Source organism: Burkholderia sp. Bp8994 (assembly GCF_003853805.1).
In the GTDB taxonomy this organism is placed as follows: domain Bacteria; phylum Pseudomonadota; class Gammaproteobacteria; order Burkholderiales; family Burkholderiaceae; genus Burkholderia.
Genome location: NZ_QTQH01000027.1, coordinates 50,520 through 72,422 on the forward strand (window position 1 = coordinate 50,520; position 21,903 = coordinate 72,422).

Consider the following 21,903-nt stretch of genomic DNA (forward strand, 5'->3'; position numbering starts at 1 on the left):
TTCATGTATTTCGACCGACGACTATGGGCGATGATGGCGGGATTGCGCTGGCGGGTCGCCGCCGCGGTCGCGCTCGGGCTGCTCGCGATGGGTGTCGGCATCCTGCGGTTCGTGTTTCTCGGCCGCGTGCTCGCGCTCGTCTTTGCCGGCGCGCCGGCGCGCGATATCGCCGAAACCGCCGTTGCAACCGCGGCCTGCGTGCTGCTGCGCGCATGGCTCGACCATCGTCGCACGGTGCTCGCGCAGCACACGGCCGGGCGCGTACAGTCCACGCTGCGCGCGCGGCTGTTCGACCGGATCGCGGCGCTCGGCCCCGCATGGTTCAGCGGCGAGCGCACGGGCGGCGTGATGCTGGCCGTCGTCGACGGCGTCGAGCAGCTGCAGACCTTCTTCGGCGTCTACCTGCCGCAGCTCGTGATCGCCGCGTGCGCGCCGGTGATGATCTTCGCGGTGCTCGCATGGTGGGACGTGCCGACGGCCGCGATCCTGCTGGTCGCGGCGCTCGTCACGCTCGCGCTGCCGCAACTCGTGCATCGCGCCGACCGGCGCGCGGCGCTCGCCCGCTCGGCCGCGTTCAAGGCGTTCGGCGAGGAGTTTCTCGACGCGGTGCAGGGCCTGCCGACGCTGAAGGCGTTCGGGCAGAGCGGCGCGTTCGGCGCGAAGCTGGCGGCGAAGGCGCGCGCATTGTCCGACAGCACGTTCTGGGTGCTCGCGCTCGGGCTGCTGACGCGGCTCTTCACCGATCTCGGCACGGGCCTCGGCGCGGCGGCGGCGATCGCGGTCGGCGCATGGCGCGTGCGCCACGGCGACATGAGCCTCGAGGCGCTGCTGATCGTGCTGATGGCCGGCAGCGAAATCTTCCGGCCGCTGCGCGACCTGCGCGGCGTGCTGCACCAGGGGATGATCGGCCAGTCGGCGGCGAACGCGATTCACGCGCTGCTCGATGCGGGCAGCGACACGCCGGCCGCCGCGGCGCCGCGCGTGCCGCACCTGCGGCCGGAGATCGTGTTCGACGGCGTCAGCTTCGCGTATCCGGGGCGTCGCGCGGATGCGCATGCGGCGCTGGGCTTCACGGTGCGCGAAGGCGAGACGGTCGCGATCGTCGGCCCGAGCGGCGCGGGCAAGTCGACCATCGTGCGCCTGCTGCTGCGCCAGCACGATGCGCAGGGCGGCACGATCCGCATCGGCGGGCACGACGTGCGCACGCTCGACGCCGATCAGGTGCGCGAGATGATCGCGGTGGTCGCGCAGGACGCGACGCTGTTCGACGGCAGCGTCGCCGACAACCTGCGGCTCGGCCGTCCCGACGCGAGCGACGCGGACATGATCGCGGCCGCGCGAGCCGCCAACGCGCACGATTTCATCTCGGCGCTGCCCGACGGCTATGCGACGCGCATCGGCGAACGCGGGCTGATGCTGTCGGGCGGCCAGCGCCAGCGAATCGCGATCGCGCGCGCACTGTTGCGCGATGCGCCGATCCTGCTGCTCGACGAGGCGCTGTCGTCGGTCGATGCGGAGAACGAAGCGCTGATCCAGCAGGCGCTCGACCGGCTCACGCGCGGGCGTACGACGCTCGTGCTCGCGCACCGGCTGTCCAGCGTGATCGGCGCCGATCGCATCCTGGTGCTCGACCAGGGGCGGGTGGTCGACGCGGGCACGCACGCGGAACTGATCGCGCGCGACGGCCCGTATCGCCAGCTGATGGGGCCGCAGCTGGAGGCAGCCGCCGAAGCCGTCGGCACGGCCGCGATGGCCGGCGGCGCGGGCGCGCGTGCTGCATCGGGCCCGCAGGTCAGGCCGCTGAACGACGACGCGGCGACGATCGGCTGGCCCGAAACGCTGCGCGCGCTGCTGCGCTTCGTCGGTCCGTGGAAGGGCAAGGTCGTGTTGACCGTGCTGTTCGGGATCGGCCGCGTGCTCGCGTTCATCGGCGTCGGCGTGATCGGTGCGCGGGTGGTCGGCGGCGTGTCGGACGGGCACGCGAACGGCGCGCTCGTCGCGGCGCTGCTGGTCGTCGCGCCGGTCGCGGCGGTGCTGCACTGGCTCGAATCGTGGCTCGCGCACGACATCGCGTACCGGCTGCTCGCCGAGATGCGCATCGCGCTGTTCGCGACGCTCGAACGGCTCGCGCCGGCCGGTTTGCTGCGGCGCCGTTCCGGCGATCTGGTCGCGCTCGCGACGCAGGACGTCGAGACCGTCGAATACTTCTATGCGCATACGCTCGCGCCGGCGTTCGTCGCGGTGCTGGTGCCGGCCGGCGTGCTGGTGCTGCTCGCGTCGGTCGCCTGGCCGCTCGCGCTGGTGTTGCTGCCGTTCCTGCTGTGGGCCGGGCTGGCGCCCGTGCTGGCGCGGCGCGACGTCGACCGGCTCGGCACCGGCGCACGCGAGGCGCTCGGCCTGCTCGGCGCGCACCTGACCGAAACGATCCAGGGGCTCGCGGAACTGACTGCGTTCCAGGCACTCGCGCGTCGGCGTGCCGCGTTCGTCGCGCAAGCCGACGCGTACCGGCAGCAGCGCGCGAAGCTGCTCGACGATCTGTCGGCGCAGAGCGCCGCGCTCGAAGTCGCGAGCGGGCTCGGCGGGCTGGCCGTCGCGGCGCTCGGTGCGCTGCTGTGCGCGCGCGGCTGGTTCGCGCACGAAGCGTTGCCGCTGCTGGTGCTGGTCGCGGTGGCCGCCTTCATGCCGGTGGCCGAGATCGGCCAGGTCGCGCGGCAGCTGGCCGACACGATTGCATCGACGCGGCGCTTGCGCGCGCTCGAGAAGGAGCCGGTGACGGTCGTCGACGGCGCGCATGCGCTGTCCGGCGACGCGACCGTGCGGTTCGAGAACGCGGGCTTCACGTACCCGGGCCGCGGCGTGCCGGCGATCGATCGCGTGAGTTTCGAGGTGCCGCCCGGCAGCACGGTCGCGCTGGTGGGCGCATCGGGCGCCGGCAAGTCGACCGTCGCGAGCCTGCTGCTGCGCTTCTGGGATCCGCAGCACGGGCGCGTGACGCTGGGCGGCGTCGACCTGCGCGATCTGCGGCTCGACGATCTGCGCCGGCACATCGCGCTGGTTGCGCAGGATACCTATCTGTTCAACGACACGCTCGAGGCGAACATCCGCCTCGCAGCGCACGATGCATCGGACGAGGACGTCCGGCGCGCGATCGACCACGCGGCGCTGGGCGCATTCGTCGCGCGGCTGCCCGACGGGCTCGAGACGCGGGTCGGCGAGCGCGGCGTGCAGCTGTCCGGCGGACAGCGCCAGCGCGTCGCGATCGCCCGTGCGTTCCTGAAGGATGCGCCGGTGCTGATCCTCGACGAAGCGACGTCCCACCTCGACACGATCAGCGAGCAGCAGATCCGCGCGGCGCTGGAGGATCTGATGGCGCAGCGGACGTCGATCATCATCGCGCACCGGCTGTCGACCGTGCGCAACGCGGACACGATCCTCGTGCTCGAGCACGGCAGGATCATCGAGGCGGGAACGCATGCGGCGCTGATCGCGCGGCAGGGTGCGTATGCGCGGCTGGTTTCGCATCAGGCGAGCGGGGTGGCGGCGTAACGTCGCGTTGAAGTCATGCCGGGCGGCGTTGCCGCTCGCGGTTCATTCCGTTCGTTGAGCGGCGGCGGTTGCCGGCAAATACCGCTCGCCCGCCTCATCCCCGAGTCCAGGGCCCGCCGCGCGCTCCCGCCGTCATTCCCCCGCCTTTTCCTCTGACCAATCCCGCCCGTCCCGCGCGGGTTTGTCTCGATGCAATTACTTGTTGCGCGTTTTTTTGTTGTCGTAGTATCCGTGTTGACAACACTTGTTGCACTAAGGTCTAATTCAACATCGCATGTTGCGGTGCGGCTTGATGTCGTCGTTCCCCGGCCAGCCGGCCGGTTACATCGCTCAACCATGCGGAGAAAAGCCATGAGTCGTCGTTCCTTCCTGAAAGCCGTCGCGGTGGTCGCCGCGCTCGGCGCCAGCATCGCGCACGCGGATACCAAGACGCTCGTCGTCGGGACCGATACGTCGTTCATGCCGTTCGAGTTCAAGCAGGGCGACAAGTACGTCGGCTTCGATCTCGACCTGTGGGCGGAGATCGCGAAGGACCAGGGCTGGAAATACACGATCCAGCCGATGGATTTCGCGGGCCTGATCCCGGCGCTGCAGACGCAGAACATCGACGTCGCGCTGTCGGGGATGACCATCAAGGAAGAGCGCAAGAAGGCGATCGACTTCTCCGCGCCGTACTACGACAGCGGGCTCGCGGCGATGGTGCAGGCCGACAATACGTCGATCAAGTCGATCGACGACCTGAACGGCAAGGTGATCGCCGCGAAGACGGGCACCGCGACGATCGACTGGATCAAGGCGCACCTGAAGCCGAAGGAGATCCGCCAGTTCCCGAACATCGACCAGGCGTACCTCGCGCTCGAGGCCGGCCGCGTCGACGCGGCGATGCACGACACGCCGAACGTGCTGTTCTTCGTGAACAACGAAGGCAAGGGCAAGGTGAAGGTCGCGGGCCAGCCGGTGAGCGGCGACAAGTACGGGATCGGCTTCCCGAAGGGCAGCCCGCTCGTGCCGAAGGTCAACGCGTCGCTCGTGAAGATCAAGTCCGACGGCCGCTACGCGCAGATCTACAAGAAGTGGTTCGGCGCCGAGCCGCCGAAGCTGTGAGCGTGACGGCGCAACAGGGCGCGGCCGGGCGGCCGCGCCGGTCTTGAATCGAACGGGGAGCGACACGTGAATTTCGATTGGTCGGCGATCTGGGCGGCGTTGCCGGACCTGATGGACGGGGTCCGGTTGACGGTGTTCATCGCATTTTTCGGGCTGGTGGGCGGGTTCGTCGTCGGGATGATCGCGGGCATGTTCCGCGCATACGGACCGAAGGCGATGAACGTGCTCGCACAGGTTTATATTGAACTGATCCGCGGTACGCCGATCGTCGTGCAGGTGATGTTCCTGTACTTCGCGCTGCCGCTGCTCGCGCATATCCGCATCGACGGACTGACGGCCGCGATCATCGCGATCACGGTGAATTCCGGCGCGTATCTCGCGGAAGTGGTGCGCGGCGCGCTGCTGTCGATCCCGAAGGGGCTGACGGAAGCGGGGCTCGCGATGGGCCTGTCGATGCCGCGCGTGCTGCTGAAGGTGGTCGGGCCGCTCGCGTTCCGCCGGCTGATTCCGCCGCTCGGCAACCAGTGCATCGTGAGCCTGAAGGACACGTCGCTGTTCATCGTGATCGGCGTCGGCGAACTGACGCGCAAGGGACAGGAAATCATTGCCGGCAATTTCCAGGCCGTCGAAATCTGGACCGCGGTGGCCATCATCTACCTGATGCTGACCGGCGCGATGACGCTGACGCTGCGGCTCGTCGAAAAGCGCATGAGGATCCTATGAGCATGATCGAATTCCAGAACGTGTCGAAGAGCTTCGGCCATGTGCCGGTGCTCAAGCATATCGACCTGAAGATCGACGCGGGCGAAGTCGTGGTCGTGATCGGTCCGTCGGGCTCGGGCAAGTCGACGATGTTGCGCTGTATCAACGCGCTCGAGAAAATCACCGGCGGCGAGCTGCTGGTCGACGGCCAGAGCGTGCGCGGCAACGCATCGACGATTCGCAACATCCGGCTCGAGGCCGGCATGGTGTTCCAGCAGTTCAACCTGTTTCCGCAGATGACCGCGCTCGAGAACGTGATGTTCGGGCCGATCCAGGTGCGCGGCGCGTCGCGCGCCGACGCGCGCGACCAGGCGATGGCGCTGCTCGACAAGGTGGGCCTCGAATCGCGCGCGAATCATTACCCGTCGGAGCTGTCGGGCGGCCAGCAGCAGCGTGTCGCGATCGCGCGTGCGCTCGCGATCCGGCCGCGGCTGATGCTGTTCGACGAGCCCACCTCCGCGCTCGATCCGGAATTGCGCCACGAAGTGCTGAAAGTGATGCAGGATCTCGCAACCGAAGGGATGACGATGATCGTCGTCACGCACGAGATCGGCTTCGCGAAGCGGGTCGGCACGCGGCTCCTGTTCATGGATCAGGGCGGCATCGCCGAGGACGGCCATCCGGTCGACCTGATCGACCGGCCGCCGACACCGCGCCTCAAGGAATTCCTGAAACACGTGTCCTGAACGAAACCGAATTGCCCGACATGCCGCTTTCCCTTTCTCCCGTCATCGCCGGCACGCCATTCGACATCGGCGTGCGTCTCGGCGAGCTTGCCCGCCCCGTGTTCGATGCGTACATGCAGCAGAGCAGCGCATGGCAGGCCGTGCGCCGCTGGCGCGGCCATCCGTTCGTCGCCGCGCTGCGGCAGGCCGCGCTGGCCGCGTACCCCGACCTCGTCGCGGAACTGGACGGGATCGCGGCGGGCGTCGGCTGGCCGGCGGAGGACATCTTCCTGTGGAACTGCCGCGGCGAACTGATCCATAACGCGCCGGACGGCTGCACGACGCTCGCCGGGCGCGACGCGCACGGCACGCGCTGGATCGCGCACAACGAGGACGGCGATCCGTACCTGCGCGAGCGCTGCCTGCTGGTCGACGTGCAGCCGCAGGGCAAGCCGGGCTTCATCAGCTTCTATTACCCGGGCTCGCTGCCCGGCCATACGTTCGCCGCGAACCGCGCGGGCATCGCGCAGGCGATCAACAACCTGCGGATCCGCACGCCCGCGGCCGGCGTGCCGCGGATGATCCTCGCGCGTGCGGTGCTCGATGCGACGTCGCTCGACGCAGCCGCCGACGCGCTGCGCACCCATGCGCGCGCGAGCGGCTTTCACCACACGCTCGGCGCGACCGGCGATACGCGGCTCCTGAGCATCGAGGCGAGCGTCGCGCGCTGTTCGGTCGTCGACGTTTCGCAACTCAGCGGCCACGCGAATCATCTCGTGCATCCGGGCTGCGAGGCAGAAGCGCAGATCGTCACGCAATCGTCCGGCGATCGCCAGCGGCGCGTCGATGCGCTGACGCCGGCCATCGATGCGATCGACGAAGCCGCGCTGCTGCGCGTGCTCGGCGATCGCGCACCGGAAGGGCTGCCGATCTATCGCGACGATCCGGCCGATCCCGACGACGAAAACACGCTGGCGACCGCCGTGTTCGCGATTCGCGACACCGCGATCGACTTCACCGTTCATCAACACGGCACGCAGCGCTTCGCGACGCGCATCGTGCCGTCCGCGCACGCGCCCCGCGCGTCCTGACCATGAGGCAACGCATGACGACCGTTTTCCATCGCGCTCCGCGCGCCACCTTGCCCGTCGCCGTCGCAGGCGACGGCATCGAGATCATCGATTCGACCGGCAAACGCTATATCGACGCATGCGGCGGCGCGGCCGTGTCGTGCCTCGGGCACAGCAACCAGCGCGTGATCGATGCGATCAAGCGGCAGGCGCAGCAACTGCCGTATGCGCATACGTCGTTCTTCACGACCGAGGTGGCCGAGGAGCTGGCCGACCGGCTCGTCGAGGCCGCGCCGGCCGGCCTCGAACACGTGTATTTTGTGTCGGGCGGATCGGAGGCGGTCGAAGCCGCATTGAAGCTTGCGCGCCAGTATTTCGTCGAAAAGGGCGAGCCGCAACGCCGCCATTTCATCGCACGCCGCCAGAGCTATCACGGCAACACGCTCGGCGCACTCGCGATCGGCGGCAACGCATGGCGGCGCGAGCCGTTCCTGCCGCTGCTGATCGAAGCGCACCACGTGAGCCCGTGCTATGCGTATCGCGACCAGCAGGCGGGAGAAACCGACGAAGCGTATGCGCAGCGCCTGGCCGACGAACTGGAGCAGAAGATCGTCGAACTCGGCGCGGAAAACGTCGCGGCGTTCGTCGCGGAGACGGTGGTCGGCGCGACGGCCGGCGCGGTGCCGCCGGTGCGTACCTACCTGAAGAAGATCCGCGCGGTGTGCGACAAGTACGGCGTGCTGCTGATTCTCGATGAAATCATGTCGGGGATGGGGCGTACCGGTTACCTGTTCGCATGCGACGAAGACGGAGTCGCGCCCGACCTGCTGACGATCGCGAAAGGGCTCGGCGCGGGTTACCAGCCGATCGGCGCGACACTGGTAAGCGATCGCATCTACCGGACGATCGTCGACGGCTCGGGCTTCTTCCAGCACGGCCACACGTATCTCGGCCACGCAACCGCCTGTGCGGCCGCGCTCGAAGTGCAGCGCGTGATCGCCGAAGAGAAGCTGCTCGACAACGTGCAGGCGCGCGGCGAGCAACTGCGGGCGTCGCTGCGCGAGCAGTACGGTGCGCATCCGCATGTCGGCGACGTGCGCGGCCGCGGGCTGTTCGTCGGCGTCGAGCTCGTGCGCGATCGCGACAGCAAGGCGACGTTCGATCCCGCGCTGAAGCTGCATGCGGCGGTCAAGCGCGAGGCGATGCAGCGCGGCCTGATGGTGTATCCGATGGGCGGCACGATCGACGGCGTGCACGGCGATCACATCCTGGTCGCGCCGCCGTTCGTCTGCACCGCGCAGCAGATCGACACGATCGTCGAGCGGCTGTCCGGCGCGATCGACGCGGCACTCGCGTCGGCCGGCGCGTGAATCACGACCTCACCGAACCCTCGCCATGACTGACAGACTGCCTCCCTTCGATCCCGCATCGGCCACCGACGAGCAGAAGGCCGTGCTCGCGGACATTCTCAGCGGCCCGCGCGGCAACCTGAACGGGCCGTTCCTCGGCTGGATCGCGAGCCCCGAGCTTGCGCAGCACGCGCAGCGGCTCGGCGCGTTCTGCCGCTATCGCACGGGTTTGCCGCTGCGGCTGTCGGAACTCGCGATTCTCGTGACGGCCGCGCGCTGGCGCTCGCAGGCCGAGTGGCACATCCACCATCCGATCGCGCTCGATGCCGGCGTGCCGGCCGCGACGGCCGAAGCGATCCGCCGTGGCGTCGAGCCGACATTCGAATCGGACGACGATGCGCTGATCCATGCGTTCGCGACCGAGCTGTACGACACGCGGCGCGTGAGCGACGCGACGTTCGCGCGCGCGCAGGCGCGATTCGGCCACGAGACCGTGGTGAACCTCGTCGCGCTGCTCGGCTATTACGCGCTCGTGGCGATGACGCTCAACACGTTCGGTATGCGCGCTGACGGACAAACTGAGTTACCGTTTCCGGAATAATCGCCGCATGCACGCGGGTCGGCAGCATGCCGCGCGCGCAATCCGGTTGCGTCGAAAAGCCCGTCGGCACGGGCTTTTCGGTGTGCCGGCCTGATTCGATCGGCAACCTCTGCGCGTCTTGCCGACGCACCTCGCACCGCCTGCGCTTCAGCGCAGGAAATTTTCCCCGTACCTAGAATTCCGTAAAACAACTTACGGGGGAAATATCGATGCGCTGGGTCCTGTTGATCGTGTTCATTGCGTGTGTCGTCCATACGCACCGGCGCGGCAAGGTTCGGCACAGGTTGTTCAGGCAACTATCCGATCACTCGACCTTCACCGCGCCGCTGAACTGCTTTTCCTACGCGTTCTCGTCGGTGCCGACCACGCCGTTTCTCGACACGCGGCACTTTCCGGAACTCGCCGTGCTGCAGCGCGAATGGCGGACCTTCCGCGAGGAGGCGCTCGCGTTGCGCGATGCCAGCCGGATCAAGGCGTCGGGCGAGTACAACGACATCGGCTTCAATTCGTTCTTTCGCAACGGCTGGAAGCGCTTCTATCTGAAGTGGTACGACGCGCCGCATCCGTCCGCGCAGGCGCTGTGTCCGCGCACGGTCGAGATTCTGTCGCGGATTCCGTCGATCAAGGCCGCGATGTTCGCGCAGTTGCCGCCGGGCGGCAAGCTCGGCCTGCATCGCGATCCGTATGCGGGCTCGCTGCGCTACCACCTCGGGCTGGACACGCCGAACGACGACGCGTGCCGGATCGTCGTCGACGGCGAGTCGTATGCATGGCGCGACGGCGAGGCCGTGATGTTCGACGAGACCTATCTGCACTGGGCCGAGAATCGCACCGCGCACGATCGCGTGATCCTGTTCTGCGACATCGACCGCCCGATGAAATATCGTTGGGCGCAGCGCATCAACGATGCGTTCGGGCACCTGCTGATGCGCGCGGCCGCGTCGCCGAACGAAACGGGCGACCGCACGGGCGGGCTCAATCATGCATTCAAGTACCTGTATGCGATTCGCCGCGCCGGCAAGCGGCTGAAGGCGTGGAATCGCACCGTGTACTACGTCGTCAAGTGGGCGCTGTTCGGCGGGATCGCGGTCGCGATCTTCTGCATCTGATGGCGAAAGGCAGACGGTGCCGAACCGTCAGACGATAGGGCGCGCAGCATCATACGGCCTCCGCGCTCTTGGGGTCGACGTCAATGCAACCAATTGTATTCGTGCGGGATCATGCGCGAACGCACGCGTATCATGGCTTGTTCACGTCGATTTGGATCGGTGAGCAAGCATGACTCGTACCCGTAAGACATTGATGATCGCCGGCGGTCTGCTGGTTGCCGCGGCAGGCAGCGGCTACGTGATGCTCCTGCGTGCGGACCACCGCGCGATCGCGGAAGCCGGCATCGGCGATGCCGCAGCACCTGCCGCCGCCGTGACCGCGGCGAACGACGGTCACACCGCACAAGGCACGATCGCGCCGCCCGCGCCCGTCGCCGTCCCGTCCGCGCATGTGGACGAGGCGGTGCCGCAACCAGCGGCCGTAGCGCCGCCTGCCGCGGCCGCTGCGCGTACGAATGCGGCACCGGCCTCCGCCGCCGTCGCGCCGGTCATCGCCGCACCGGCGAAACCGGCAAAACCGGCGAAGCCGAGTGCGCCGCCACCGACCGTCCATGTCGTGACGGTCGAGCCGGAGGATGCGACCCCGCCTAAGGCCAAGCCCGCGCAACCTGTACAAGCGCCGGTACAAGCAGCGCAACCGGCCCAGCCGGCGCAATCTGCGCAATCGGCACCGCCGGCCCAGGCTGCGCAGGCAGCCCGGCCGAGCCAGCAGGCGGCGTATCAGCCTCCGCAGCACGCCGCGCGCAAGCGCGACGGGCTCGAGCGGCACGCGGCAGCACCGTCCGCCAGGAAATCCGAAACCCCTGAAACCGCTGCGCTCGTGCGTGAATCGGCGAAGCTTGATCCGTCGTTGCCGGCGCCGCAATACGTGGCGACGCCGAGCGGCGATCGGCAGCACACGTCGGCGGGGGCGAATTCGGTCGCTGCCGCGATGACCGACCAGCTGGTCAGGCAGTCGAGCAATATCAAGGCGCCTGCACCGGCGAACGCCGGGCCCGGCGCGACCCAGTGAGCAGGGCGCCGCAGCGCGCGCGCCGTGCTGCTCCGCACCGGATGAAAAAGAGCCCCGCACGCCGACCAGGGCATGCGGGGCCAAGAGAGACGAACCTGTGCGGTGCGTCGCGCGTTACGCGGCGATCGCTTCTTCGGCCTGCGGCGCGTCGGCCGTAGCCGGCGTCGCGTCCTGCCGGATCAGGTGATCGAACGCGCCGAGCGATGCCTTCGCGCCTTCGCCCACCGCGATCACGATCTGCTTGAACGGCACCGTCGTCACGTCGCCGGCGGCAAACACGCCCGGCACCGACGTCGCACCGCGCGCATCGACGACGATCTCGCCGTGCTTCGACAGTTCGACCGTGCCCTTCAGCCATTCGGTGTTCGGCACGAGGCCGATCTGCACGAACACGCCTTCGAGATCGACCCGCTTCGTTTCGCCCGAACGCAGATCCTTGTAGACGAGCCCGTTCAGCTTGCTGCCGTCGCCGGTCAGCTCGGTCGTCTGCGCCTGCGTGACGATCGTCACGTTCGGCAGGCTGCGCAGCTTGCGCTGCAGCACTTCGTCCGCGCGCAGTTGCGCACCGAATTCGATCAGCGTGACGGCTTTCACGATGCCGGCCAGGTCGATCGCGGCCTCGACGCCCGAGTTGCCGCCGCCGACCACCGCGACGCGCTTGCCCTTGAACAGCGGGCCGTCGCAGTGCGGGCAGTACGCGACTCCGCGGTTGCGGTATTCGCGCTCGCCCGGCACGTTGATTTCGCGCCAGCGCGCGCCGGTCGCGAGGACGATCGTCTTCGCCTTCAGCACCGCGCCGTTCGCCAGGCGGATCTGATGCACGTCGCCCGGAATCAGCGCGTCGGCGCGCTGCACGTCCATGATGTCGACGTCGTACTGCTTCACGTGCTGCTCGAGCGCCGCGGCGAACTTCGGCCCTTCGGTTTCCTGCACCGACACGAAGTTCTCGATCGCCATCGTGTCGAGCACCTGGCCGCCGAAACGCTCGGCGACGACGCCCGTCGCGATGCCCTTGCGCGCCGAGTAGATTGCCGCGGCCGCACCGGCCGGGCCGCCGCCGACGATCAGCGTGTCGAATACCGGCTTGTTCTCGAGCGACTTCGCGGCGCGCTCGCCCGCGCCCGTGTCGAGCTTCGCGAGGATTTCCTTCACGCTGCTGCGGCCCTGGCCGAACGATTCGCCGTTCAGGAACATCGTGGGCACGGCCATGATCTGGCGTGCGTCGACTTCGTTCTGGAACAGCGCGCCGTCGATCGCGACGTGGCGGATGCGCGGGTTGATCAGCGACATCACGTTCAGCGCCTGCACGACCTCCGGGCAGTTCTGGCACGACAGCGAGAAATACGTCTCGAACGCGTAGTCGCCGTCGAGCGCGCGGATCTGTTCGATCACGTCGTCGTCGAGCTTGACCGGATGGCCGCCCGTCTGCAGCAACGCGAGCACGAGCGACGTGAATTCATGGCCCATCGGGATGCCGGCGAAGCGGATGCCGGCCGGCTTGCCGGGTTCGCCGATCGAGAACGACGGCTTGCGCTCGGCATCGTCGCGGCGTTCGGTCACGGTCACGCGCGACGTCAGCGATGCAATCTCGTTCAGCAGCGCAAGCAGTTCCTGCGATTTCGCGCTGTCGTCGAGCGACGCGACGAGTTCGATCGGGCGCGTGATCTTTTCGAGGTACGCTTTCAGTTGGTTCTTGAGATTGGCGTCGAGCATGGCGTTTCGGATTCCGTATTGATTTGGCTGCTCGGGCACGTCGTGCCGGAGGAGAGGGCGGGCCGCGCGAGGCGGCGGCCCGGCTGGGTGCTCGTTGGGCGCCTCGAGCGAGGCGCGCCGGGCGACCCTTAGATCTTGCCGATCAGGTCGAGCGACGGGGTCAGCGTTTCCGCACCCGGCGTCCACTTGGCCGGGCACACTTCACCCGGGTGTGCCGCGATGTATTGCGCAGCCTGCACCTTGCGCAGCAGTTCGCCGGCGTCGCGGCCGATGCCGTTGTCGTGGATTTCGCACAGCTTGATCTCGCCTTCCGGGTTGATCACGAACGTGCCGCGCAGCGCCATCCCTTCTTCTTCGATCAGCACGTCGAAGTTGCGCGACAGCGTGAGCGTCGGGTCGCCGATCATCGGGTACTTGATCTTGCCGATCGTGTCCGACGTGTCGTGCCATGCCTTGTGCGTGAAGTGCGTATCGGTCGACACGCCGTAGATTTCGACACCCAGCTTCTGGAATTCCGCGTAGCGGTCGGCGAGGTCGCCCAGCTCGGTCGGGCAGACGAACGTGAAGTCGGCCGGGTAGAACACGACGACGGACCATTTGCCCTTGAAGTTCTCTTCGGTCACGGGCACGAAATCGCCGTTGTGGTATGCGGTTGCCTTGAACGGTTTGATTTGGGTGTTGATGATCGGCATCTTGCGAGTTCCTTTGCTTGGGTGTTGATGAAGTGTTGCCAGTATCCGGGTTCACCCTTGGTTTGTGAAATTGCTTGTTTCAATCCGCGGCATCGGGAATTTCTATCTGCGTCCGGCCCCGTCGCGGCGGCCCGTCCGGGCGGCCCGTGTCATCCGGGCCGGGCCTTCCGGCGGATTTCGGCCCGCCGGCGCTTCTGACACATTGGGGGTGCGGGAGGGCGCGGCGCCGGGAAAGGGTGCCGCGCCCCGCGCCAGGGTCCGGCGCCCGTTCTGCACGAACGGCCGCGCGGTCGTTCGATACTCCCCGTCCCACTGCCGCCATGAACCTCTTTTCCGGATGCGCCGCGTGCGCGCTGCTTGCCTGGTTCCGCGAGTTCGTCTCCGAGCGGCGATGCCTGCATCGGCTCTTGCGCCGTGCGGCCTGCGTACTCGTGACCGTGTCGTGCGCCGCGCCGGCGCTGGCCCTCGATGAGTCCGCGCCGGCGGCGCCCGCAGCGGTGACGGCACCCGCCACCACGGCGACCGGGCTCGTGCAGATGCCCGACGGCCGGCTGCTCGCGCCGGAGTTCGCCCGCATCGTCACGCGCGGGACGCTCGTCGTCGCGGTGCTCGGCGTCGATCAGCCGCCGTTCTTCATGTCGCGCAACGGCGCATTGGCGGGCGTCGACATCGACCTCGCCGACGAGCTCGCCAAAAAGCTCGGCGTGCCGGTGCAGTTCGACCGCGATGCGCGCACGTTCGACGACGTCGTGCATCTGCTCGCGACCGGGCAGGCCGACGTCGCGATCAGCAAGCTGTCGCGTACGTTGCCGCGGGCGCAGGTGGTGCGCTTCAGCACGCCGTACATCAGCCTGCGGCGCGCGCTGCTGATCAACCGCGTCGGCTTCGCCGAACTCGCGAAAGGGCGGCCGCTGCCTGAAGTTGTGCGCGACTATCGCGGCACGATCGGCGTCGTCGCGGGGTCGGCCTACGCCGAATACGCGCGCAACGATTTCCCGGCCGCGCGGGTGCGCACCTATCCGAGCTGGCCGGCGACGCTCGACGCGCTGAACGCCGGCGCGGTCACGGCCGTGTATCGCGACGAGCTCGCGATCAAGCTCGTGATGCAGGACGACCCGACCGCGCCGATCCGGCTGCGCGTCGCGACCTTCGACGACCTCACCGACGCGCTTGCCGTCGGCGTGCCGGTGTCCATGCCGACGCTGCTTGCGTTCGTCAACCAGTTCCTGGCCGAGCGCAACAAGCGGCTCGACGTGAAATCCCTGCTCGATGCGATGGGTCACTGACATGAACATGAACGAGAACATCAGGATCACACCGCGCATCGAGCGGCTGCATGCGCTCGCGATCCATCCGTTGACGGTCTTTGGCAGCCTCGCGCTCGGAATCGTGGCGGGCGTGTTGTGGCCGGCGGCCGCGCCGCAATTCGACTACGTGGGCCAGGTGTACGTCGGCCTGCTCAAGATGACGGCGCTGCCGTTTATGACGGCCGCGGTGATCTTCAGCCTGCAGCGGCTGCTGCGCGACGGCAACGCGTCGGATCTCGTGCTGCGCGTGATCACGATCTTCAGCTGCGTGTCGGTATTCGTCGTCGCGGTCGGCGCGGTCGTGCTGGTCGCGATGCGGCCGGGCGAGCACCTGTCGACCGCGACGCTGAAGGCGTTCGGCGCGCTGGTCGGCAGCGACGGCGCGGCGAGCGATACCGTGATGACGCTGTACGGCAGCGATCCCGCGGAGAAGTCGTCGGGCCTCGCCGACATGCTGATCGCGCTGGTGCCCGGCAACTTCTTCGCGGCGCTCGCGAGCGGCGACACGCTGAAGGCGCTGGTGTTCTCGCTGTTCTTCGGGTTCGCGTCGGGGCGCGTGCCGCCCAGCATCTCGGCGGCGCTGAGCCAGACGCTGGAGACCGTCTATTGCACGTGCCAGAAGATCATGCACTGGCTCGCGTATCCGACGCCGATCGTGCTGTTCTGCGGCGGCGCCGCGCAGATCGGCACGTCGGGGTTCGGGCCGCTCGAGGCGATGGTCCGCTTCGTCGCCGCGTTCGCCGTCGTCGCGCTCGTGCTGATCGCGGCGGCGATCGTCGTGATCTGGAAGCGCTCGGGCGCGACGCTGGGCGGGACGCTCGCCGGCTTGCGCACGCCGTTCGCGATGGCACTCGCCACGCGCAGCAGCGTGGCCTGCATGCCGAGCATGATCGAGTGTCTGGCCGACGGCTTCGGCTTTGCCCGCGCGCGCGTCGAGCTGGTCGTGCCGCTCGCCGTGTCGCTGCTGCGCGTCGGGCCGATGGTCTATTACGCGAGTGCGACGCTGTTCGTCGCGCAACTCTACGAACGGTCGCTAGGCCCCGGCGAGCTGTGCGTCGTGCTGGTCGCGTCGGTGCTGGCCGGGTTCGCGTCGACGGGCACGTCGGGCGTCGTGACGGTGTCGCTCGCCGGCATGGTGTGCGCGGCGCTGCACCTGCCGTTCGAGGCCGCGTTCGTGCTGTTCGTGGCGGTCGATCCGTTCTGCGAGATGTTGCGGACGCTGTTGCTGGTGATCGGCAACTCGGCCGTCGTATCCGCGATCTGCGCGCGGCCGCCGCGCGCGTGAAGGAGACGTCATGGCACTCGTCGGCGTACTGGGCGGAATGGGGCCGCTGGCCACGGTCGACTTCATGCATCGCGTGATGCGCCTGACGCGTGCGCGCTGCGACCAGGAGCACTTGCCGATGGTCGTCGCGAACCTGACGCAGACGCCCGATCGTTCGCGCGCGATCATCGACGGCGGGCCCGATCCGCTGCCGGCGCTGCTCGATGGCGTCGCGCTGCTGAACCGCTGCGGTGTCGACGTGATTGCGATCCCGTGCAATTCGGCGCATCACTGGTATGCGCCGCTGCGCGAACGCAGCGCGGCGCCGATCCTGCATATCGTCGATGCGTCGGTGGCCGCGTTGCCGGCCGGCGTGCGGCGCGTCGCCGTGCTCGCCACGGGCGGCACGCTGGTGTCGGGCTTCTACCAGGCGGCGCTGCGTGCGCGCGGCTTCGAACCCGTAATGCCGGACGTGGCCGCGCAGCGCGACATCGCCGCGTGCATCGCGGCGGTCAAGGCGGGGAAGATCGATGCGTCGGTGCGGTGCCTGTCGCGCGCGCTCGCGACGCTGGCGCGACGGGACGTGGGCGTCGCGGTGATGGGCTGCACGGAAATCCCGATCGCCGCGCGGGCGGTGCGCGATGCGCCGTTTGCATTGGTCGACAGCACGAACGAGCTGGCGCGCGCGACGGTCGCCTATGCGGCCGAGCGCGGATGGGGGCGGGCGGTGTGACACGCGGCGACGGCGGGACGCGCGGCTGTCCGCCACGCATGACGGACGCCGCTCGCGCTAGATCGGATACGGCGCGCGGACGCCCGGTTCGGTGACCGGAAAATCCTTCGTGTTGCGCGACACGAGCAACAGGCCGTTCACTTGCGCCGATGCCCAGACGATCGCATCGGGCAGACGAATGCGACGTTCCTTGCGAATCGTTACGGCGCGGTTCGCCACCATGCTGTCGAGCGGGATGATGTCGAACGACGAAAGCCATGCGCGAATCGCCGCATCGTCGCTGGCCGTCGCGCCGACCATGACTTCCATCCAGGTCACGATGCTGATCGCCCGGTAGTCGTAGCGGGCCAGCTCCGCGCGCGCGGACTCCGCGCCGCCGAGATAGTCGATCAGGATGTTGGTATCGAAGAGGGCTCTTACCATTCCGCGCGCAATGCCTCCTGCCAGGCGAGCCCGTCGAGCGCACGCGCTTTCCAGAGACCGAACACGGCGTGGGCATGGGGCGGCCGTTGCTGCACCTGCACGAGGCAGGCCTCGGCCGGAAGCGCGCGGCCCGCATACCCGGCCGCGCTTTGAGTGTCGATGTGTGCTTTTACCATTCCGAACGCAATGCCTCCTGATAGGTGAGCCCGTCGACCGCGCGATCCTTCCACAGGCCGAATACGTGATCGGCATGCGCGCGCTTGTGTTGCGCGATATACGCGTCGATCGCGTCGCGAATGATCGCGGCGCGAGGGCGTTGCTCAGTCTCGACGATGGCGGCCAGTTCGTCGAGCTGGCCATTCGACAGATCGATCAGGATACGGCTCATCGCAACCTCCGATATATGATATGCATATCATATATACGCATGCGGACGTCCGCAAGTCACCGGCTTGCCCGGCAAGCGCGCCGTTGCGCCGGCAGGCGGCGCAACGGCGGCTCAGGCGGCGATCTTCCTCAGCCAGTCGGCGAGCCGTCTCGCCCCGTCCGGCATGTCCGCATCCTCGCGCGTGCACAGGTAGTAGTCGCGCCCGTCGTCGAGCGCGTGGTCGAACAGCTTCACGAGTTCGCCGCTGGCCAGTTCGCGCTCGACCAGCGGCGCGCGCAGCAGCGCCGCGCCGAGATCCGCGCGCGCCGCGCTCAGCGTCAGTTGCCCGTCCTCGAACATCGGCCCCACCGCATGCGACACGTGCCGCACGCCGGCGCCCTGCAGCCAGTTGACCCAGGTGCTGCGATCCTCGTCGTGCACGAGCGGCGCCTGCGCGAGATCGGCCGGCGTGCGGAACGGCCCGTGGCGCTTCAGGAACGACGGGCTGCACATCGGCACCATCGCGCCCGGCAGCAGCCGCTCGCAACGGTAGCCGGGCCAGTCGCCGGTGCCGAAGCGGATCGACAGGTCGGACGCGTCGCTTCGATAGTTGCGGTGATGCGCGTACAGCACGGTCACGTCGACGTCGGTGTTCTCGGCGAGGAACGCATGCAGCCGCGGGATGAACCAGCCGATGCCGAGCAGCGGAATCAGGCTGATCGTGATCTGCCGCAGCGACGACCGGTCGCGCACGAAGCGCGTCGCGCTGCGCAGCACCGAGAACGCGGCGCTGATCGAGCGGTAGTAGTCGCGCCCCTCGTCGGTGAGCGCGAGCAGCCGGCCTTCGCGCACGGTCAGCGGCGTCTGGATGAACGCCTCGAGCAGCTGCAACTGGTGGCTGACCGCGGACGGCGTGATGTCGAGCTCGTGCGCGGCCGCGGTGACCGACCCGAGACGCGCGAATGCCTCGAACGCGCGGACGGCGCGTAACGGCGGATCGTGCGGCAATTGTTCGATATTTTTCATGTGTCGAATTTTATCGAAAAATCAGGGTAAGCGACAATGTAAAAATATCCTTTATTTACAGGCTATTGCGATATTGTGTCGGGAATGGCATAAGCATCCAACAATTGAATATTTGGGGTGAGAGTGCTGAATATTTAATATTTTTCATGTTTTGATTCGAATCCCCGAGCCCCGCACATGAAAATCGCCTTTCTTCCCGCCAGCTTCGCATTCTCCGCGGCCGCGCTGATCGCCGCCGTTCCCGCCTTCGCGCAGTCCGCGCCGCAGACGATCCTGATCGGTCTCGCCGCGCCGCTCACCGGCCCGTCCGCGCGGATCGGCAAGGATCTGCAAAACGGCGCGCAACTCGCGATCGACGACGCGAACGCGAAACATCCGAGCATCGGCGGCAAGCCGGTCGTCTACAAGCTCGTCGCGGCCGACGATCAATCCGACCCGCGCACGGCCGTCGCGGTCGCGCAGCAGCTCGTCGACCAGCACGTGATCGGCGTCGTCGGCCACTGGAACACGGGTTGCAGCGTGCCGGCGTCGCGCGTCTACCGCGATGCGGGCATTGCGCAGATCGCGCCGGCGTCCACCGGCCACCAATACACGCAGCAGGGCTACGCGACGGCGTTCCGCATCATGGGTCACGACGATGCGGGCGGCAATTTCACCGGCGCCTACGCGGTGAAGACGCTGAAGGCGAAGCGCATCGCGGTGATCGACGATCGCACGTCGTTCGGTGCAGGCCTCGCCGACCAGTTCATCAAGGGCGTGCAGGCGAACGGCGGCACGATCGTCGATCGCCAGTACGTGAACGACAAGACGACCGACTTCAGCGGCGTGCTGACCGCGGTCAAGGGCAAGCGCGCGGATCTCGTGTTCTTCGGCGGGCTCGACGCGCAGGCCGCGCCGATCGCGCGCCGGATGCGCCAGCTCGGTGTGAACGCGCCGCTGCTCGGCGCCGGCGGCTTCGTGAGCCAGACCTTCCTGTCGCTCGCGGGCAAGGACGGCGACGGCGTGACGGCGCTCGAACCGGGCCTGCCGCTCGACCGGATGCCGGGCGGCAAGGCGTTCGACGCCGAGTACCGCGCCCGCTTCAACGCGCCGATCGAACTGCATGCGCCGTTCGCGTACGACGCGGCGGCCACGCTGATCGCGGCCGCGCAAAAGGCCGGCACGACGCAGCCGGCGAAGCTGGTCGCGGCCGTGCGCGCGATCGACCGGCCCGGCGTGACCGGCCGGGTCGCGTTCGACGGCGAAGGCAACCTGAAGGACCCGGCATTCACGATCTACCAGGTGCGCGGCGGCAAGTGGACCGTCGTCGACGTGCTCGGCGGCGCGCACCCGGCAACGAAATAACGACGGAGACGAACCCCATGACCGACACCACCCACGCATCCGCGGCGGCACCCGAGGACACGCGCCTCGGCATCCTCGCGCGGCGCCGCATCGAAGCGGAAATCATCAAGCCGATCTACGAGATCATGAAGCGCGAATTCGGCACCGAGCGCGCGCAGGCCGTGATCGCGGAGGCCGTGCGCGGCGCGGCCGTCGACGCGGGCCGCACGTTCGCCGCGCAGGAGCCCGACGGCACGAGCGTGCAGTCGTTCATCGCGCTGCAGGTGCTGTGGGAGAAGGACGATGCGCTCGACGTCGAGGTGCGCCGCGCGGACGACACGCACTACGACTACGACGTGCATCGCTGCAGCTACGCGGAGATGTATCACGCGATGGGGCTCGGCGAGATCGGCCACCTGCTGAGCTGCGCGCGCGACAGCTACTTCATCGAGGGTTACGACCCGCGCATCGCGCTGACGCGCACGAGCACGATCATGCAGGGCGGCAAGCGCTGCGATTTCCGCTATGCGCTGCAGGCGGCGCCGCGCGACGACACCCCGGAGGCCGGCAATGCGTGACGACCTCGCGACCGCACCGCGCGTCGACGGCGCGCGCCTGTGGGCATCGCTCGAACGCATGGCGCAGATCGGGGCGACGCCGAAGGGCGGCGTCTGCCGTCTCGCGCTGACCGACCTCGACCGCGAGTCGCGCGACCTGTTCGTGCAGTGGGCGCGCGATGCCGGCTGCACGGTGCGGGTGGACCGGATGGGCAACGTGTTCGCGCGCCGCGCGGGCCGCAATCCCGACGCCGCGCCGGTGATGACCGGCTCGCACGCCGATTCGCAGCCGACGGGCGGCCGTTACGACGGCATCTACGGCGTGCTCGGCGGCCTCGAGGTCGTGCGCGCGCTGAACGACGCGGGCATCGAGACCGAGCGCCCGATCGACGTCGTGATCTGGACCAACGAAGAAGGTTCGCGCTTCGCGCCGGCGATGATCTCGGCCGGCGTGTTCTCGGGCGTCTATTCGCTCGAATACGGGCTGTCGCGCATCGACGGCGCGGGCAGGACGATCGGCGAGGAACTCGCGCGGATCGGCTACGCGGGCGCCGAACCCGTCGGCGGCTATCCGGTGCATGCCGCGTACGAACTGCATATCGAGCAGGGTGCGATTCTCGAACGCGCGGGCAGGACGATCGGCGTCGTGACGGCCGGGCAGGGGCAGCGCTGGTACGAGGTGACGCTCACGGGCGTCGACGCGCACGCGGGCACGACGCCGATGGAATTCCGGCGCGACACGCTGGTGGGTGCCGCGCGAATGATCGAATTCGTCGATGCGCTCGGCCGCCGCCATGCGCCGCACGCGCGCGCGACGGTCGGGATGATCGAGGCGCGGCCGAATTCGCGCAACACGGTGCCGGGCGGCTGTTTCTTCACGGTCGAGTTTCGCCATCCGGACGATGCGGTGCTCGACGAACTCGACGCGGCGCTGCGTGCGGAACTGGCGCGCGTCGCGGCCGACGCCGGGCTCGGCGCGCAGATCGAGCAGATCTTCACGTACCCGCCGGTGCCGTTCGCGCCGCGCTGCATCGACGCGGTGCGCGATGCGGCGCAGGCGCTCGGGCTGTCGCACATGGACATCGTGTCCGGCGCGGGCCACGACGCGTGCTACGTCGCACGCGTCGCGCCGACCGGCATGATCTTCGTGCCGTGCGTCGACGGGCTGAGCCACAACGAAGCCGAGGCGATCACGCCGGAATGGTCGGCGGCGGGCGCCGACGTGCTGCTGCGTGCGGTGCTGCAAAGCGCGCAGGAACCGGGCGCGTGACGCGCACCTG

21 protein-coding genes are annotated in these 21,903 nt (G+C 68.3%); 15 read left to right on the plus strand and 6 right to left on the minus strand.

Going from position 1 to position 21,903, the window contains the following annotated elements:
* The first annotated feature begins 3 nt into the window (after positions 1-3).
* The 9 genes from DIE04_RS26220 to DIE04_RS26260 all read left to right on the plus strand — a co-directional run bounded on the left by DIE04_RS26220 (position 4) and on the right by DIE04_RS26260 (position 11,218).
* The gene (locus DIE04_RS26220; RefSeq protein WP_124522928.1) at positions 4-3,546 is read left to right on the plus strand and encodes an ABC transporter ATP-binding protein; all 3,543 of its coding nucleotides are present in this window, start codon (positions 4-6) and stop codon (positions 3,544-3,546) included.
* Positions 3,547-3,897: 351 nt separating this feature from the next.
* The gene (gene glnH, locus DIE04_RS26225; protein ID WP_044843946.1) at positions 3,898-4,650 is read left to right on the plus strand and encodes a glutamine ABC transporter substrate-binding protein GlnH; all 753 of its coding nucleotides are present in this window, start codon (positions 3,898-3,900) and stop codon (positions 4,648-4,650) included.
* A 66-nt stretch (positions 4,651-4,716) separates the two neighbouring features.
* Complete coding sequence (gene glnP / locus DIE04_RS26230; protein ID WP_044843947.1) at positions 4,717-5,373, plus strand: glutamine ABC transporter permease GlnP; 657 nt, start codon at positions 4,717-4,719, stop codon at positions 5,371-5,373.
* Positions 5,370-6,098, plus strand: a complete 729-nt coding sequence (gene glnQ / locus DIE04_RS26235; protein ID WP_014899691.1) for a glutamine ABC transporter ATP-binding protein GlnQ — start codon at positions 5,370-5,372, stop codon at positions 6,096-6,098. The genes glnP and glnQ overlap by 4 nt, the downstream gene beginning before the upstream one ends.
* Before the next feature lie 20 nt (positions 6,099-6,118).
* Positions 6,119-7,168 carry a C45 family peptidase gene (locus DIE04_RS26240; RefSeq protein WP_124522926.1) on the plus strand — a complete coding sequence of 350 codons (1,050 nt, stop codon included), beginning with the start codon at positions 6,119-6,121 and terminating at the stop codon, positions 7,166-7,168.
* 14 nt (positions 7,169-7,182) lie between these two features.
* Positions 7,183-8,517: an aspartate aminotransferase family protein gene (locus DIE04_RS26245; RefSeq protein WP_124488842.1), complete on the plus strand. Its 1,335-nt coding sequence runs from the start codon at positions 7,183-7,185 to the stop codon at positions 8,515-8,517.
* A gap of 25 nt (positions 8,518-8,542) precedes the next feature.
* Positions 8,543-9,097 (plus strand): carboxymuconolactone decarboxylase family protein, encoded by a 555-nt coding sequence (locus DIE04_RS26250; RefSeq protein WP_124522924.1) that lies wholly within the window; start codon positions 8,543-8,545, stop codon positions 9,095-9,097.
* A gap of 209 nt (positions 9,098-9,306) precedes the next feature.
* Entirely contained in the window at positions 9,307-10,206 is a 900-nt protein-coding gene (gene lpxO, locus DIE04_RS26255) for a lipid A hydroxylase LpxO (RefSeq protein ID WP_124522922.1), read from the plus strand.
* A gap of 169 nt (positions 10,207-10,375) precedes the next feature.
* A complete protein-coding gene (locus tag DIE04_RS26260) occupies positions 10,376-11,218 on the plus strand; it encodes an extensin (RefSeq protein ID WP_124522920.1) in 843 nt (280 codons plus the stop codon).
* Between the two features lie 114 nt (positions 11,219-11,332).
* Here DIE04_RS26260 and ahpF read toward each other — a convergent pair whose 3' ends face one another.
* Together ahpF and ahpC are read right to left on the minus strand one after the other, a co-directional pair.
* Positions 11,333-12,931: an alkyl hydroperoxide reductase subunit F gene (gene ahpF, locus DIE04_RS26265; RefSeq protein WP_124522918.1), complete on the minus strand. Its 1,599-nt coding sequence runs from the start codon at positions 12,929-12,931 to the stop codon at positions 11,333-11,335.
* 128 nt (positions 12,932-13,059) lie between these two features.
* Entirely contained in the window at positions 13,060-13,623 is a 564-nt protein-coding gene (gene ahpC / locus DIE04_RS26270; protein ID WP_006750178.1) for an alkyl hydroperoxide reductase subunit C, read from the minus strand.
* Between the two features lie 320 nt (positions 13,624-13,943).
* Here ahpC and DIE04_RS26275 point away from each other — a divergent pair, with 320 nt between their 5' ends.
* The 3 genes from DIE04_RS26275 to DIE04_RS26285 are packed head-to-tail and all read left to right on the plus strand — an operon-like array spanning position 13,944 to position 16,927.
* A complete protein-coding gene (locus DIE04_RS26275) occupies positions 13,944-14,909 on the plus strand; it encodes an ABC transporter substrate-binding protein (RefSeq protein ID WP_124522916.1) in 966 nt (321 codons plus the stop codon).
* 1 nt (position 14,910) lies between these two features.
* On the plus strand, positions 14,911-16,215 hold the full coding sequence (locus DIE04_RS26280) for a dicarboxylate/amino acid:cation symporter (RefSeq protein ID WP_124522914.1): 1,305 nt from the start codon (positions 14,911-14,913) through the stop codon (positions 16,213-16,215).
* Positions 16,216-16,225: 10 nt separating this feature from the next.
* Positions 16,226-16,927 carry an aspartate/glutamate racemase family protein gene (locus DIE04_RS26285; protein WP_044843955.1) on the plus strand — a complete coding sequence of 234 codons (702 nt, stop codon included), beginning with the start codon at positions 16,226-16,228 and terminating at the stop codon, positions 16,925-16,927.
* Between the two features lie 57 nt (positions 16,928-16,984).
* Here the strand turns inward: DIE04_RS26285 and DIE04_RS26290 are convergent, their stop codons facing one another.
* The 4 genes from DIE04_RS26290 to DIE04_RS26305 form a co-directional block, all read right to left on the minus strand.
* The gene (locus DIE04_RS26290; protein ID WP_124522912.1) at positions 16,985-17,350 is read right to left on the minus strand and encodes a type II toxin-antitoxin system VapC family toxin; all 366 of its coding nucleotides are present in this window, start codon (positions 17,348-17,350) and stop codon (positions 16,985-16,987) included.
* Positions 17,344-17,526 carry a hypothetical protein gene (locus DIE04_RS26295; RefSeq protein ID WP_124522910.1) on the minus strand — a complete coding sequence of 61 codons (183 nt, stop codon included), beginning with the start codon at positions 17,524-17,526 and terminating at the stop codon, positions 17,344-17,346. The genes DIE04_RS26290 and DIE04_RS26295 overlap by 7 nt, the downstream gene beginning before the upstream one ends.
* A complete protein-coding gene (locus tag DIE04_RS26300; protein WP_044843958.1) occupies positions 17,520-17,738 on the minus strand; it encodes a ribbon-helix-helix protein, CopG family in 219 nt (72 codons plus the stop codon). Before DIE04_RS26300 ends, DIE04_RS26295 begins: the two co-directional genes overlap by 7 nt.
* A 111-nt stretch (positions 17,739-17,849) precedes the next feature.
* Positions 17,850-18,743 carry a LysR substrate-binding domain-containing protein gene (locus DIE04_RS26305; RefSeq protein ID WP_044843959.1) on the minus strand — a complete coding sequence of 298 codons (894 nt, stop codon included), beginning with the start codon at positions 18,741-18,743 and terminating at the stop codon, positions 17,850-17,852.
* Between the two features lie 177 nt (positions 18,744-18,920).
* Between DIE04_RS26305 and DIE04_RS26310 the strand changes: the two genes are divergently transcribed.
* Genes DIE04_RS26310 through DIE04_RS26320 form a run of 3 tightly spaced genes read left to right on the plus strand, consistent with a single transcriptional unit; the run spans position 18,921 to position 21,893 of the window.
* Positions 18,921-20,087: a branched-chain amino acid ABC transporter substrate-binding protein gene (locus DIE04_RS26310; protein WP_124522908.1), complete on the plus strand. Its 1,167-nt coding sequence runs from the start codon at positions 18,921-18,923 to the stop codon at positions 20,085-20,087.
* A 17-nt stretch (positions 20,088-20,104) separates the two neighbouring features.
* Positions 20,105-20,644 (plus strand): L-2-amino-thiazoline-4-carboxylic acid hydrolase, encoded by a 540-nt coding sequence (locus tag DIE04_RS26315; protein WP_044843961.1) that lies wholly within the window; start codon positions 20,105-20,107, stop codon positions 20,642-20,644.
* The gene (locus DIE04_RS26320) at positions 20,637-21,893 is read left to right on the plus strand and encodes a Zn-dependent hydrolase (RefSeq protein WP_124522906.1); all 1,257 of its coding nucleotides are present in this window, start codon (positions 20,637-20,639) and stop codon (positions 21,891-21,893) included. Before DIE04_RS26315 ends, DIE04_RS26320 begins: the two co-directional genes overlap by 8 nt.
* Positions 21,894-21,903 lie beyond the last annotated feature (10 nt).